Annotated in this window: 14 protein-coding genes; 8 read left to right on the top strand and 6 right to left on the bottom strand. The window is 61.1% G+C overall.

Annotated elements, in window-relative coordinates:
* The first annotated feature begins 52 nt into the window (after positions 1-52).
* Positions 53-1,288 carry a multidrug effflux MFS transporter gene (locus JFT66_RS23320; protein WP_198860268.1) on the top strand — a complete coding sequence of 412 codons (1,236 nt, stop codon included), beginning with the start codon at positions 53-55 and terminating at the stop codon, positions 1,286-1,288.
* Positions 1,289-1,389: 101 nt separating this feature from the next.
* Here the strand turns inward: JFT66_RS23320 and JFT66_RS23315 are convergent, their stop codons facing one another.
* Positions 1,390-2,295, bottom strand: a complete 906-nt coding sequence (locus JFT66_RS23315) for a hypothetical protein (protein WP_034120037.1) — start codon at positions 2,293-2,295, stop codon at positions 1,390-1,392.
* 344 nt (positions 2,296-2,639) lie between these two features.
* On the opposite strand from JFT66_RS23315, the gene JFT66_RS23310 reads away from it, so the two are divergent.
* Both JFT66_RS23310 and JFT66_RS23305 read left to right on the top strand, forming a co-directional pair.
* Positions 2,640-3,323 carry a response regulator transcription factor gene (locus tag JFT66_RS23310; protein WP_005787712.1) on the top strand — a complete coding sequence of 228 codons (684 nt, stop codon included), beginning with the start codon at positions 2,640-2,642 and terminating at the stop codon, positions 3,321-3,323.
* Positions 3,301-4,692 carry a sensor histidine kinase gene (locus tag JFT66_RS23305; protein ID WP_198860267.1) on the top strand — a complete coding sequence of 464 codons (1,392 nt, stop codon included), beginning with the start codon at positions 3,301-3,303 and terminating at the stop codon, positions 4,690-4,692. The genes JFT66_RS23310 and JFT66_RS23305 overlap by 23 nt, the downstream gene beginning before the upstream one ends.
* A gap of 73 nt (positions 4,693-4,765) precedes the next feature.
* On the opposite strand, the gene JFT66_RS23300 is transcribed toward JFT66_RS23305, so the two are convergent.
* On the bottom strand, positions 4,766-6,367 hold the full coding sequence (locus JFT66_RS23300) for a L,D-transpeptidase family protein (protein ID WP_198860266.1): 1,602 nt from the start codon (positions 6,365-6,367) through the stop codon (positions 4,766-4,768).
* Between the two features lie 40 nt (positions 6,368-6,407).
* On the opposite strand from JFT66_RS23300, the gene JFT66_RS23295 reads away from it, so the two are divergent.
* Both JFT66_RS23295 and JFT66_RS23290 read left to right on the top strand, forming a co-directional pair.
* Entirely contained in the window at positions 6,408-7,121 is a 714-nt protein-coding gene (locus JFT66_RS23295) for a murein L,D-transpeptidase catalytic domain family protein (RefSeq protein WP_198860265.1), read from the top strand.
* 30 nt (positions 7,122-7,151) lie between these two features.
* Complete coding sequence (locus JFT66_RS23290; RefSeq protein WP_034120041.1) at positions 7,152-7,898, top strand: creatininase family protein; 747 nt, start codon at positions 7,152-7,154, stop codon at positions 7,896-7,898.
* 53 nt (positions 7,899-7,951) lie between these two features.
* Here JFT66_RS23290 and JFT66_RS23285 read toward each other — a convergent pair whose 3' ends face one another.
* A complete protein-coding gene (locus tag JFT66_RS23285) occupies positions 7,952-8,293 on the bottom strand; it encodes a hypothetical protein (protein WP_198860264.1) in 342 nt (113 codons plus the stop codon).
* A gap of 45 nt (positions 8,294-8,338) precedes the next feature.
* Positions 8,339-8,983 carry a hypothetical protein gene (locus tag JFT66_RS23280; protein ID WP_034120043.1) on the bottom strand — a complete coding sequence of 215 codons (645 nt, stop codon included), beginning with the start codon at positions 8,981-8,983 and terminating at the stop codon, positions 8,339-8,341.
* Positions 8,984-9,120: 137 nt separating this feature from the next.
* Here JFT66_RS23280 and JFT66_RS23275 point away from each other — a divergent pair, with 137 nt between their 5' ends.
* Positions 9,121-9,405 carry a hypothetical protein gene (locus JFT66_RS23275; RefSeq protein WP_034120044.1) on the top strand — a complete coding sequence of 95 codons (285 nt, stop codon included), beginning with the start codon at positions 9,121-9,123 and terminating at the stop codon, positions 9,403-9,405.
* Here JFT66_RS23275 and yfcF read toward each other — a convergent pair.
* Positions 9,364-9,996 carry a glutathione transferase gene (gene yfcF, locus JFT66_RS23270; RefSeq protein WP_198860263.1) on the bottom strand — a complete coding sequence of 211 codons (633 nt, stop codon included), beginning with the start codon at positions 9,994-9,996 and terminating at the stop codon, positions 9,364-9,366. The genes JFT66_RS23275 and yfcF overlap by 42 nt on opposite strands.
* A 146-nt stretch (positions 9,997-10,142) precedes the next feature.
* On the opposite strand from yfcF, the gene JFT66_RS23265 reads away from it, so the two are divergent.
* Positions 10,143-11,582: a hypothetical protein gene (locus JFT66_RS23265; RefSeq protein WP_198860262.1), complete on the top strand. Its 1,440-nt coding sequence runs from the start codon at positions 10,143-10,145 to the stop codon at positions 11,580-11,582.
* On the opposite strand, the gene JFT66_RS23260 is transcribed toward JFT66_RS23265, so the two are convergent.
* Positions 11,579-12,121 (bottom strand): DUF924 family protein, encoded by a 543-nt coding sequence (locus JFT66_RS23260; RefSeq protein WP_198860261.1) that lies wholly within the window; start codon positions 12,119-12,121, stop codon positions 11,579-11,581. The genes JFT66_RS23265 and JFT66_RS23260 overlap by 4 nt on opposite strands.
* Before the next feature lie 70 nt (positions 12,122-12,191).
* On the opposite strand from JFT66_RS23260, the gene JFT66_RS23255 reads away from it, so the two are divergent.
* Positions 12,192-13,346: a DUF1624 domain-containing protein gene (locus JFT66_RS23255; RefSeq protein ID WP_198860260.1), complete on the top strand. Its 1,155-nt coding sequence runs from the start codon at positions 12,192-12,194 to the stop codon at positions 13,344-13,346.
* The last annotated feature ends 25 nt before the right edge of the window (positions 13,347-13,371 follow it).

Raw genomic sequence — 13,371 nt, 5'->3', positions numbered from 1 at the left:
AACCACAAAGCCGCTAGAGTCCGAGCTCGACTCCTTGCGAAGAAACCCGCCCATGACTCAACGCCTACTCGCACCCTGGTTCTGGCTGACCCTGCTGACGGTCCTGGTGGGCCTGCCGCGTCTCACCCTGGACCTGCACTTACCCGCCATGCCCGCCATGGCCGACTACTTCCAGACCTCAGACAGCCAGTTGCAATTGGTCCTGACCCTGTACACCCTCGGCTCGGCCATTTCCTTGCTGGTCAGCGGCCCGCTCACCGACCGCTTCGGCCGACGCCCGGTGTTACTGGCCGGGCTGACGATGTATGTGCTGGCAACCATCACCTGCGCACTGGCCGACAGCCTGGGCGTGCTGGTCATTGCGCGGCTGTTCCAGGCGCTGGGCGGGTGCTGCACCACGGTGATTGGCCGGGTGATCGTGCGCGATTATTTTGACCGGCATGAGCAGGCGCGCCTGTTGGGGTTGATCTCCATGGCGATGGCCGTGTCGCCCATGGCCGCGCCGGTGCTCGGCAGCGTGTTGTTGCCGCTTTTGGGGTGGCGTGGCTTGTTTGTGTTGCTCGGGGTGGTCGGCAGCGTGCTGTGCCTGGTGGTCCAGCGCCGCTTGCCTGAAACACGCCCGCCGGAAGTAGCCGCTGCACCGCCCGCCAACGTGCTGCGCATTTACAGTCAACTGCTGCGTGATCGCTATTTCCTGCGCTACGCCTTGGCGATTGGCTGCGTGTACAGCACGTACTTTCCGTTTATCAGCGAGTCTTCGGCGTTGCTGCAGCGGGGCTTTGATTTGTCGCCGACTGCCTACGCCCTGGTGTTTGCCGCGACGATCAGCGGCTACATGCTCGGTGCCAACCTGTTCCGACGCCTGGTGGCGCGGTTCGAGGCAGACCGCTTGATCAGCGTCGCCATCGGCCTGAATGTGCTGGGCAGCATCCTGCTCGCCACGGCCACGACACTGATGGCGCAAGAGTGGCTGGCGATTGTATTGCCGATGGTGGTGATCATGGTGTCGGTGGGCCTGACGATGCCTGCCTGCCAGTTGTCTGTGTTGCAGCCTTATGGGGCGATCGCCGGCACGGCGTCGGGGCTGTTCTTTTTTATCCAGATGTTTGTCACGGCGGTGAGCAGTTGGGTCACCGGGCTGCTGTCGGACGGCAGTTCAGCACCGTTGGTGATCATGACATCGCTTGCCAGTGCATTGCTGGTCACCACCTGGCTGATGTTGCGCACAACGAAAAGTGGGAGGGAACAAATTCCCTCCCACTCTTTATCGAGACAGTCTCAGGTTTAGTGCATGAAGATCGCGATCAGGATGATCACCGGAATCGGCACGCCGAGGAACCACAGCAGTAATGAGCGCATGATGCTTTCCTTAAATGAATGGGCCTTGAATTAACGAACGTAGTTTTCGGTTTCGACATACACCACGGCATCCCGGCGGCGACCGCCAAAAGTAGCGGCGAAGCTGGCGAAGAACGCACCGATCAACAGCGCCACGAAGGTCCACAGCGAGGTATAGGCTGCGACTTTTGCGGCAGTGTCAGCAGCCTGCTTGGCCTTGACCTTGGCGTCTTCGATAGCTTTGCGGGCATCGCCGTAGACTTTGTCGATACGCGCTTCGGCATCGGCCTGGCTGAGGTTGGTGCGCTGGCTGATCAACTGGGCCAGGTAGGTACGGTCTTCGGCGGCGAGTTGGCCATCATTGCTCAAGGTACGGGCGAAGATACGACCGACGACAGCGTGAGCGGCGTCGTCGCTGACCGCGGCCGGGCGATCATCGCGGAACAGGCTGTCGACGTAGTAGCCAAAATCACCGCTGTCGGCGCCTTTGGCCACGCTGCCGGCCGCTTGGGTCAGGCCGCTCGCGGCACCCGAAGCAACGCTGGCACCGGCTTTCACACCGCCACTGACCACGCTGCTGACCGAACCGACTACCAGCATCGCGGTGACCAGCGTAGCCACTGCCCAGGCCAGGAAGCCATGGGCGGTGTCGCGAAAGTACACCTCATCGCCATGCATATTGGCCCACTTCACCCGCAACCGGCCGGCGATGTAGCCGCCCAGGCCCGATGCGACAATCTGGGTAAAGGCAAGCCAGACAATCGTGGAAATGCCAAGGCCCTTGGCACTGATGCCGCTGTCGGCCCACGGCGATACCGCCGAAAAGCCCAGGCCGAAGCCCAGCAACACCAGTATCAATGACAAGGCAGCGGCCGCAGCGGCCCCAGCGAATATCGCCCCCCAGGAAACCCCGGAGAGCGTGCTTGACTCTTGCAGCGTGGATGAGGATGTGATCATTGTTTTTTTGCTCCAGGCATGAAAAATGGTGTTACAAGTCTCAAAAAGGACAGTGCAGGCACCATGCCAGTTGAAGCAAAAATTAAAGTCTTTATTTTTCAATAAGTTAATTAAATTGAACTTACTAAAACCATGCAAGTTGCAAGAAATGGCTGTTCCGAGCGGGCGATATGCATTCTCTCAACGAACACAGCTCCATGTGGGAGCAAGCCCCTCCCACACTGGGTCGTGCCAGTCATGAACAGGTAGCAGTTTTGCCAAGATGAAGTTTTATTTAGGAAACATTCAGCAACTTCTTGGCAAAATGCCCTCACTTCTAGTGTGAACGCTCACCAGGTAATCCTATGACCCGCATTTTGACCATCGAGGATGACGCCGTAACGGCCCGCGAGATCGTCGCCGAGCTGAGTAGCCATGGACTGGACGTGGACTGGGTGGACAACGGCCGCGAGGGCCTGGTCCGTGCCGTGAGCGGTGATTACGACCTGATCACCCTCGACCGCATGCTGCCCGAGCTGGATGGCCTGGCCATCGTCACCACCTTGCGCACCATCGGGGTGTCGACGCCGATCCTGATGATCAGCGCCCTCTCCGATGTCGATGAGCGCGTGCGCGGTCTGCGTGCCGGGGGTGATGATTACCTGACCAAGCCGTTCGCTTCCGACGAAATGGCCGCCCGCGTCGAAGTGCTGCTGCGGCGCAAAAGCACGGTCAAGGAATTCGAAACCGCCCTGCGCGTGGCCGACCTGGAACTGAACCTGATCAGCCGCGAAGCCAGCCGTGCCGAGCAGCCGCTGACGCTGTTGCCCACCGAATACAAACTGCTCGAATTCCTGATGCGCAACACCGGGCAGATCCTGTCGAGGATGATGATCTTCGAAGAAGTCTGGGGCTATCACTTTGACCCGGGCACCAACCTGATCGATGTGCACATCGGTCGCCTGCGCAAGAAAATCGACCCCCCGGGCCTCACGCCGCTGATCCGCACGGTACGAGGTTCCGGTTATGTCATTGCTGAACCCCTCTAAAGGCTGGCGCTCTTCCAGCAGTCGGTTGCTGGCGCTGTACAGTTCGTTGTTCGTGGCGTGGAGTTGCATCCTCATGGGGGTGCTGTATTACGAGGTGTCTGGCTACTTGGCCGACTTGTCGCGCCATTCCCTGATGCAGCGCCAACACTTGTTCCAGCGCTTTGAAGGCGAAGAACTGGTGGAAGCGCTGACCACCAGCATGACCTTCGACATGAAAGGCGTAGACGCCTATGGCCTGTTCGATGAGCAATTTCGCCCGTTGAGCGGGCCGATACGCGCAGTGCCGGCTGACTTGCCGATGGATGGCAAGATCCACGCCCTGGCTAATTGCGTCGAGTCCGACGACCCGAAACTACCCAAGGACAGTTGCGACGCCGTCGCCACCCATACCGACGACGGGCGCTGGCTGGTGCTGGTGCGCGCCAACGGCTCGTTATTCGGGGTGACCCGGATCATTTGGCATGCGCTGCTGTGGGCGCTGTCGTTGACCATCATCCCCGGCGCGGCGGGCTGGCACCTGCTGCGCCGTCGCCCATTGCGGCGGATCCGTGGGATCCAGGCCAGCGCCGAAGCCATCGTCGCCGGCGACCTGACACATCGCTTGCCGCTGTCCAACCGTCGTGACGAGCTGGACATGCTCGCCGCTATTGTCAACGCCATGCTCGACCGCATCGAGAAGCTGATGAACGAGGTCAAGGGCGTGTGCGACAACATCGCCCACGACCTACGCACCCCGCTCACCCGCCTGCGCGCGCAGCTTTACCGCATCAAGCAACAAGCCGAGGAAGATTCGGCCCACGCGGTAAAACTCGATGATGCGATAGCCGAAACCGACACCCTGATGGCGCGCTTTCGCGGGCTGCTGCGCATTTCTGAACTGGAAGACCACCAGCGCCGCTCGGGTTTCCTGGTGATGGACCCGCTGCCGCTGCTGCGCGAATTGCACGACTTTTACTTGCCCCTGGCCGAAGAAGGCGAAATGGAACTGGTGCTGCAGGCGCCCGAATCAATGCCGTGGGTTACCGGCGACCGCGCGCTGTTGTTTGAGGCCTTGGCCAACCTGTTGAGCAACTCGATCAAGTTCACCCCGCCTGCCGGCAAAGTCATCCTGCGGGCGGTCAATGATATGGGCAGCACCCGTATCGAAGTGCTTGACTCAGGGCCCGGCATTCCGGCCGCCGAGCGCGCTTCGGTATTCCAGCGCTTCTATCGGGTGGATGAGAGCGATCAGCACGGCGGTTTTGGTCTGGGATTGTCGATTGTGGCAGCGATCATCAACTTGCATGGCTTCAAGCTCGAAGTCGGTACCAGTGAACTGGGCGGCGCCCGCCTGGTGCTGGAGTGCCGTCAGCAGTTGATGCCTGACTAGATCGTCGGGGCACAGAGAACCAAATGTGGGAGGGGGCTTGCCCCCTCCCACATGGGTACCGAGCCATTGAGCGCTACAACACACTCCCCATGGCCTTGATCAACACCGGATCAAATGCATAGATATCCGGCGCGTAGATCAGGCTCCCCTGGCGATCCACCTCCACGGTCCAATACCCCAACAGCACCGGCACCGGCGTGGCCAGCCTGAATTCATGGGTCACACCGGTGGCCAGCAATTCATCAGTGCGGGTGCGTTCGGCCGGGGTCACCAGCAGGTCGCGCAGTAGCAGCGGCTGCTCGACCCTCACGCATCCCGAACTGAACGCCCGCGGCCCCTTGGTAAACAACGGCTGACTGGGGGTGTCGTGCAGGTACACCGAATAGGGGTTGGGAAAACGCATCACAATCTTGCCCAGTGGGTTGCGCGGGCCGGCCTGCTGGCGCAGCAGGATGTTACCGGGGCGCGCCCAATCGACCTGGTCGGGCGACAGCGGGTGGCCTTCGGCGTCGAGCACTTGCAGGTTTTGCTGGCGCAAGTATTCGGGGTTGAGGCGGATGGCCGGGAGTTTGTCCTCGCGCATGATGGTGGGCGGGATGGTCCAGGTGGGGTTGAGGGTCAGCCGGGTGATGCGCGACTTGAGCAACGGTGTCTGACGTTCGGCGCGCCCCACTTGCAGGCGGGTTTGCCACACCGGGATGCCGCTCTGGTACACGCTCAGTTGCGCAGCTGCCACGTTGACCACTACGCCTTCGGGCTCCAGGTCCTGGGCCAGCCAGCGGAAACGCTCCAGGTTGATGCGCAGTTGCTCGCGGCGCATCTGCGGGCTGATATTGAGTTCGGCCACGGTGCCGGCACCGATCACGCCGTCGGCTTGCAGCGAGTGGCTGAGTTGGAACGCCTTCACCGCCTTGACCAACTCGCCCTGGTATTGCTTGCCGTTGCCGCTGGGCAACTTGGTCAGGTAACCGCCACTGTGCAGGCGCCGCGCCAGTTCCGGCACGCGTGGGTCTTCCATCCCCGGGCGCAATAAAGGGCCGTCGGCGACGGGGCCCCAATGGGGCAACGGCTGCTGGCGTACGCCGGCATAGACATTGCGCAGGCTGCGGTATAAATCGGCGCTGGGCCGTGCCTGGTCGAAGGCTTTGGCCATGTCTTGCAGGCCGGTGGCGGCGAACGCCAGCACTTCGGTATTCGGGTCGCGGGTGGGTGGCTGGGAACGCCAGAGCGGTTCGAAGCGTGATTGCTGCAGGCGCCCGTAATGCAAATCCTGCAGGGCTTGCAGGTACTGCTGGCTGGTAGCGATGTCGCTGCACAGCACGTTAGCCGCGGCATCCACCGTGGGCAAGCTATAGTAGGAGGGGTCCAGGCCGTCGTCGGCCAGTATCAGCAACTGGGTTTGCAGTGTTTTGCGGGGTTCTTCAGCCGACCACAGCGGCGCAATGCCCTGCTGCTGGTAAAAGGCCTGCAGGCGCACCAGCGCGGCGGCGTCGATCCGCGGGGCCAACTGGGGGCAGACGCTGGGCAGCTGCGCCAGGGCCTGTTGCACAGGCGCCAGGTCAACCGGCGCCGGCGTGGTTACTGGCAACGGCTCCAGCGGCAGTGCATCTGCCGTGGCGACCAATGGTGCAACGAGCAAGCAAATGCTCAAGTAACATGCGTGTTTTTTGAACAATTGACTTAGCTCCACTCCACAGCGGGGGAATCGACTGTAGATGCTGACTTTTATGCGCCACCTCGGCTTGATCACCGGGAGCCTGGCTTTACTGAGCAATTTTGCGCTCGCCGCCAATAGCCCCCCTCCTTCCTTGTATAGCAGCCTGGCGCGCTCGGCTCCAGAACTCAATCCCACCGTGCTTAAAAGCGCCCTGAGCGCGGTGCAGTGTGCGGTCAATAACGGCGAGGAGCGCTCCGATCGCCTAGCGGTTATTGACTACTCCCAGCCCTCGACCGCCCGTCGGCTGTGGATCTTCGATTTGCGCAAACAAACCCTGGTGCTGCGCGACCTGGTAGCCCACGGTGCCAAGTCCGGGGAAAACTTCGCCACCCAGTTCTCCAATCTCGAGGGCAGCCACCAGTCCAGCCTGGGGTTGTTCCGCACCCAGGAAAGCTACCTCGGCGCCCACGGCTATTCGCTGCGCATGGATGGCCTGGAGCCGGGTTTCAATGACCAGGCCCGCGACCGCGCGATCGTGATTCATGCCGCCGACTACGTCAGCCCGCTGTGGAGCAAGCGCGAAGGTCGGATCGGCCGCAGCCAGGGTTGCCCGGCAGTGCGCCCGCAGGTGGCGCGCCAGGTAGTGGACAAGCTCAAGGACGGGCAGTTCATGTTCTCGTGGTACCCCGACCAGCATTGGTTGAAGTCTTCGACGTACCTCAACTGCAAACCCCAACAGGTGGCGAGTAGTCGTACAATCCGTGGCGGATAGCCTGTCCCCATAGATAAAAGAGAGCGTCGCATGCTTCTACACACCAGCACCTGGATCGAAATCGGGCAATTTCTGGAGCGCAGCCGCACGGTGGTGATCCCCATCGGCTCCAACGAACAGCACGGCCCCACCGGCCTGCTGGGCACCGACTGGATGTGCCCGGAGATCATTGCCCATGAGGCGCAAAAAAACGCTGACATCCTGATCGGCCCGACCTTCAATATCGGCATGGCCCAACACCACCTGGGTTTTCCCGGCACGATCTCCCTGCGCCCTTCCACCTTCATCGCTGCGATTGGCGATTGGGTGCGCTCGCTGGCCGGGCATGGTTTCGAGAAGATCCTGTTTTTGAACGGCCACGGCGGCAATATCGCCACGATTGAAGCGGCGTTCTCCGAACTGTACGCCGAAGCCAGCTATGCTCGCCGCCCGGCCGGGTTCGCGCTGAAGCTGGTGAACTGGTGGGACCTGGAAGGCGTCACCGACCTGGCCCACCGCCAATTCCCGGTGGGCCACGGCAGCCACGCCACGCCGTCGGAAATTGCGATAACGCAGTGGGCTTACCCGCAGTCGATCAAGTCAGCCGACTACTCGCCGCAAATCGCCAACACCGGGCCGATCCGCGAAGCCCTGGACTTCCGCGCACGCTTCCCGGACGGCCGCATGGGCTCGGACCCGGCACTGGCAACGGTAGAGAAAGGCGGTGAGTTGGTGGCGTTGGCGTCGCAGGGGTTGGTCAAGGCGGTCGATAGCTTCAGCAACGAAGCCAAACCTTGAGTCGAATGTTGGCCCCCTCCCACATTTGATTTGTATTGTCTTCCAGAGCGGGCTTACCTGCAGCCCTGAGCCGCCTGCTCAAGTCGCGACGGCTTGATCGCAGAAGCCAGCGGCTTGCGCTCATACAGGAACACCTTGGTGCCGTCCTGTGACTTGTAGGCCTCCAGCACATCATCGGCAGCAATCTTGCTGGTCAACAGCACCTTGGCGTGGCGCGAGTTCTGCGTCACGGTCGAGGTGATGCCGTGCTTTTCCAGCTTGGGCAACACGCATTGCACATAGCCTTCGGGGGTCTTGTCGGTTTGCAGGGTCAGCGACGGGGCATTGGGAGCAGTGATACAACCGGCCAGCAACAAGGAAGCAAAGGCCAGGGCCGGGGCGAAAAAAGAGCGCATACAGATTCCTGAAAATAACAAATAGGGTTTACATCCATTCGCGGGTCAACCTGCGCGAACCAGGGCCTTGAGCGACACATCGAATTGCTTCAGGGCGTCTTGCTGGATATCTCGTTGTTGCTCGATCAGCGCGGCAATCTCAGGCGCCGCCTTGCCGTGTACCCACACCGACGGTACTTGCCTGTCCACCGAGCCCTCAGCTTTGGCGATGTACTGCAGGTTCGCGTCATAAAAGCGTGCGGCAAATCGCGCCTCGACCCGATCGTTACGCTGGGTCAGCAATTGGTTATGGGTATCGAGCACCACCACCACGTCCGGGTGCGCCTGCACCAGGGCATCCAGGCTGCTGTAGACCGTCACCGAGAGAAAAGCGCCTTGCAGCGAATTCATCAACCAGTCGATAGCCAGTTCCGGGTCGGAGCTGTTGACGAACGCCTCACGAATCCGCCCATCCAGGGCATCCTTGGCGCCGTTCAGCGCCATGGCGTGGTAGCGTTCAAGGTAGCTGAGGTTGTCGCGAGTGTTTTCGCTGAACAACACCCCCACCGAACGGTCTCGCTGCAGGGAGTCTACGCTAGCAGCGAGTGGCAGCAAATGGCCTGTACGCAGTTCATCAGCCATTGCCGGGGTGGTCATGACCGCCGTGCCAAGCATCAGGGCCATTAAAGCCAGCGGGATAATCGTCCTCATCGCACATTTCCTTGAGTCGCGTCTCGATGTGCAGATTCTGCGCGCTTGGCGAAAAAACAGAACTTGTGATCCTTGATGGTGACTATCATTTGAACCGATAGTGTCAGGCAGCCCATAAAACCTATAAGGACCCCGCCATGAAGCCCTACCAGAAAACCTTCGACCGCATCCGCGAAGCCGTACTGCCGGAGTTTCGCGAGCGGGTCGCTGATTACCTGGCCGTTTATGAAAAAGTGCTGCTGGACCAAAGCGCCAAAGCCGAGAGACGCTCGGCTAGTGCCCAACAACTGCGCGGCTACCTGCACGGCTTGAATACCACGCGGGTGCTGGGTATGGCGGACTGGGAAGAGCTCGACCGGCGTGTAACCCGAGAGTGGCAGCTAGAGCACAGGCCGTCGCAGGTCGACCCACTCTCGCACTGAGGGCCTTTGCCACTGGCGCTGCGTATACGCCACCAGCTCGGCCGGCACGGCGTCGCCGTTGAGGATGAGACGATTGAGCATCACCGCCAGGTCAACATCGGCAATCGACCACTCCCCGAACAGGTAGTCAGGGTTGCCCCCCAGCAACGCCTGCGCCGCACTGATCAACTTGCCCGCGGCGGCCTGCGCCAGCGGCGACAACGGCGGCATCTGCTGCCCATAGAACACCACCAGCGTCGAGCGCTCCTGGCGAATCGGCAGCAAGTCACTGCGCAGCCATGCCTGAACCTGTCGCGCCCTCGCCCGTTGCTGCAGGTCGGCGGGGTAAACGCTGGTCTCGGGGTAGGCCTGGTCCAGATATTCCGTGATCGCCGAAGACTCAGACAGCGCGAAGCCGCCATCCTCCAGAGTCGGCACGCGATGGGTCAGGGAGCGTTGGATGAAATCCGCCGTCTGGTTTTGTCCAGCGTCCAGGTCCAGGGTGACGGTGTCGAAAGCCAGGCCCTTTTCCCGCAGGGCAACGAACACCGACATGGCGTAGGGGCTGGTGAACAGCGAATCAACGTAGAGGCGCAGCAGGCGTTGGCTCATGGGCAATCTCCAGGGATGAATCCTCACGCTACGAGATCCGGGCCGATAAAGACAATGCAGGGTTTTTATGGGGGCATTCCTGGCGGGAATAGAGCAGATAGTGGCAATATTATGGCTACACGCTGATATTCAAGGACGAACAGCATATGAAACAAGCGGTTGTGGTCATCCACGGCATCGGCGAACAGCGCCCGATGGACACCCTGCGCGGCTTTGTCGAGGCGATGATCCCTACGGATACGCCCGATGACAAACCCCTCTACTGGAGCAAGCCGGATCGGCTGTCGCGCAATTTTGACCTGCGCGTATTGAAGTCATCGGGCCGCACCTCTACGGACTTCTACGAGTACTACTGGGCCCACAAGATGCAGGGCACCAAGCTCGGCCATCTATTGGGTTGGCTGTGGGACATCTTCAAGCGCCCGCGCCGCGACATTCCCGACGCGATTGTGCCGATCTGGCGCAGCACACGCTGGACAGTGATGGTGTTATTGCTGCTGATTGCCAGCGGCACCCTGGCCTCGATCTGGGGCCAATTCACCCCGGACGACAACCCCTTCGCGCTGATCCCGCTGCTGCTGGCCGGCATTGGCCTGGGGCTGCGCTATTCGGCGCTGTCGTACCTGGGAGACGCCGCGCGCTACCTGAGCCCCAACCCGCAGAATGTGATGGTGCGCGAACAGATCCGCGCTGACGGCGTTGAATTGCTGCGTGCCCTGCACAACCAGGGCAACTACGAGCGCATCATCGTCGTCGGCCACAGCCTGGGCAGCGTGATTGCCTACGATATCGTCGGCTACCTATGGCACGAACATCACGACCAGTTGACCCAGTTGACCCCCGGCAACCGTGAGTTGGCGGCTCGTTATGCCAACCGCGAACCGCTGCAGCCGGTGGTCAAGAATGCCCTGCCCACAGCCGGCGCCATGCTGGACGGCAGTTTGGGCAGCACCTTGAAATTTCGCGAGCAACAGGCCGAGGCATTTATCGAACAGCGCGGCCTGGGCAACCCCTGGCGCATCACCGACCTGGTCACCGTGGGTAGCCCGATGGCCCACGCCAGCCTGCTGCTGGGCCGCAGCGTCAGCGATTTCAAGCAGCGCATCGAACGCCGCGAAGCCCCGGCCTGCCCGCCCAACGAAGACACCCAAGGCTACGGCTACAACGCCCGCCAACCACTGATGCTCGGCCAAAAACCCTTCACCCCGTATTACCTGCACCATGCCGCGGCATTTGCGGTGACGCGCTGGACCAACCTCTACTTCCCTGCCCCCTTCGGCCTGTTCGGCGACATCGTCGGCGGCCCGGTCAAGCCGGTGATGGGCAACGGCGTGCTGGACTTGCCGGTGACCGTGGGCAAATACAAAGGCTGGCTCGCCAGATCCTGGCTCAGCCACACCCACTACTGGAGTGAGCGCGGCGGCGCCCAAGGTTATCTCGGCGCTCTGGGCGAGGACGAGCAAGCGATCACCCACGGCCCAAGACCATCAGCCACTGAAGCGCTGCGTTGGGCGATTGACCTTAAGGGGTTGCGGCGTTTTCGTAACGTCGGCGCCAAGCAAAGCCTGGCGCAAGCAGAAGCCTAACCGGAAAAGCCACCCGCTTTTAAGAAGGTATGCTCTTCTTCGGTGGTGACCCTGCCCAACACCGCATTACGATGCGGAAAACGCCCAAACCGCTCGATAATATCGGCATGCTCCTTGGCCCAGTGGTAGGTGTTGGCATCCAACTGCCGGTTGAGGTCGAGGGAGCGCTGCTGGTCCTGTGGATATTCCGAGTGCTCAAACGGCAAATAACAAAACGCACGCAGCTCGGGTTCGATTTGTTGATCCAGCCCGGCGTCCACTATCTGGCGCGCATACAGACGCGCCAGCGGGTCGGTGGCGAACATATGCGCGGTGCCGCGAAAGGCGTTGCGCGGGTATTGGTCCAGCAGGATCAATAACGCCAGCGCGCCGTCGGCCGAGGCCAGCCAACCCTCCAGCTCGCGCCGCGCTGCCTGCATGTGGGTGGCGTGGAAGGTGTCGCGAAAGGCTGCATCGAAGCCCTCGTCCTTGGCGAACCAACGCTTGGGCCCCGCCTGTTTCCAGAACTGGATCACGGCCTCGGCCGATTGTGTGGTCATGCTTGTCATCAGCACCTCGCTAAATGTTATAGGATAACGTCAATTTTTTGCCCGCTTGCGATCCTTACTTATGACTGACGCTACGCCTTTACGCCAACGCCTGCTGTCCATCGATGCCCTGCGCGGCCTGGTAATTCTGTTCATGTTACTGGACCACGTGCGCGAAACCTTCCTGCTGCACCGCCAGGTCAGCGACCCGATGAGCATCGACAGTACCGAGCCTGCACTGTTTGTCAGCCGCACCCTTGCCCATCTCTGTGCGCCGGTGTTTGTGCTGCTCACCGGATTATCGGCGTGGCTCTACGGCCAGAAATATCAGGGCCGCCGTGACGTGTCGGCGTTTTTGTTCAAGCGCGGGCTGTTCCTGGTGGTGCTGGAGTTCACCCTGGTCAATTTCGCCTGGACCTTCCAGTTACCGCCCAGTGTGATCTACATGCAAGTGATCTGGGCGATCGGCATCAGCATGATCGCCCTCGCCGCCTTGATCTGGCTACCTCGTGCATTGCTGATCGCGTTGGCGCTGGTGATCATTGCCGGGCATAACCTGCTCGATGGCGTGCATTTCACTCCGGGATCGGCGTGGCACATCCCGTGGACGATCCTGCATGAACGCAGTTGGATAGAGGTGTCTGAACACCTGCGCCTGCGTACTACCTACCCGGTGCTACCGTGGATCGGTGTGATTGCCCTGGGCTATGGCCTCGGGCCGTGGTTTGCCAAAGCCACGCAGCCGCTCATGCGCCAGCGCTATTTGCTGATCGCGGGTGTGGGGGCTTTGGTGAGCTTTGTATTGTTGCGGGCGGCCAACGGTTATGGCGAGCAGCCTTGGCACGCGTATGACAGTGGGGTGCTGACGGTGATGAGCTTTTTCAACATCACCAAGTACCCGCCGTCGCTGTTGTTCCTGACGCTGACGCTGGGGATCGGGCTGTTGTTATTGCTTGCGTTCGAACGCGCCGGGCAGCAACGCTGGATCGGCGTGCTGGCCGTGTTTGGCGCCGCGCCGATGTTCTTTTACCTGTTGCACCTGTATGTACTGAAAGTGCTGTATGTCGCCTGTGTGGCGTGGTTTGGGCTCAACCACGGCAGCTACTTTGGCTTCGACAGCGTTGGCGCGGTGTGGTTAACCGCGCTGTTGCTGCCGCTGGCCTTGTACCCGCCAGTGCATTGGTTTGCCGGGCTCAAAGCGCGTCGGCGCGACATCGTCTGGCTCAAATACCTCTGACCTGACGCCGCCCCCGCAGTTTGAG

This window comes from Pseudomonas sp. MF6755, from assembly GCF_016405635.1.
GTDB lineage: Bacteria > Pseudomonadota > Gammaproteobacteria > Pseudomonadales > Pseudomonadaceae > Aquipseudomonas > Aquipseudomonas haemolytica.
This window is presented reverse-complemented; position numbering and strand designations above follow the sequence as displayed.

Coding starts and splice junctions, on each gene's coding strand:
- JFT66_RS23320 (WP_198860268.1), top strand. CDS start 53: ATGACTCAACGCCTACTCGCACCCTGGTTCTGGCTGACCCTGCTGACG.
- JFT66_RS23315 (WP_034120037.1), bottom strand. CDS start 2,295: ATGATCACATCCTCATCCACGCTGCAAGAGTCAAGCACGCTCTCCGGG.
- JFT66_RS23310 (WP_005787712.1), top strand. CDS start 2,640: ATGACCCGCATTTTGACCATCGAGGATGACGCCGTAACGGCCCGCGAG.
- JFT66_RS23305 (WP_198860267.1), top strand. CDS start 3,301: ATGTCATTGCTGAACCCCTCTAAAGGCTGGCGCTCTTCCAGCAGTCGG.
- JFT66_RS23295 (WP_198860265.1), top strand. CDS start 6,408: ATGCTGACTTTTATGCGCCACCTCGGCTTGATCACCGGGAGCCTGGCT.
- JFT66_RS23290 (WP_034120041.1), top strand. CDS start 7,152: ATGCTTCTACACACCAGCACCTGGATCGAAATCGGGCAATTTCTGGAG.
- JFT66_RS23285 (WP_198860264.1), bottom strand. CDS start 8,293: ATGCGCTCTTTTTTCGCCCCGGCCCTGGCCTTTGCTTCCTTGTTGCTG.
- JFT66_RS23280 (WP_034120043.1), bottom strand. CDS start 8,983: ATGAGGACGATTATCCCGCTGGCTTTAATGGCCCTGATGCTTGGCACG.
- JFT66_RS23275 (WP_034120044.1), top strand. CDS start 9,121: ATGAAGCCCTACCAGAAAACCTTCGACCGCATCCGCGAAGCCGTACTG.
- yfcF (WP_198860263.1), bottom strand. CDS start 9,996: ATGAGCCAACGCCTGCTGCGCCTCTACGTTGATTCGCTGTTCACCAGC.
- JFT66_RS23265 (WP_198860262.1), top strand. CDS start 10,143: ATGAAACAAGCGGTTGTGGTCATCCACGGCATCGGCGAACAGCGCCCG.
- JFT66_RS23260 (WP_198860261.1), bottom strand. CDS start 12,121: ATGACCACACAATCGGCCGAGGCCGTGATCCAGTTCTGGAAACAGGCG.
- JFT66_RS23255 (WP_198860260.1), top strand. CDS start 12,192: ATGACTGACGCTACGCCTTTACGCCAACGCCTGCTGTCCATCGATGCC.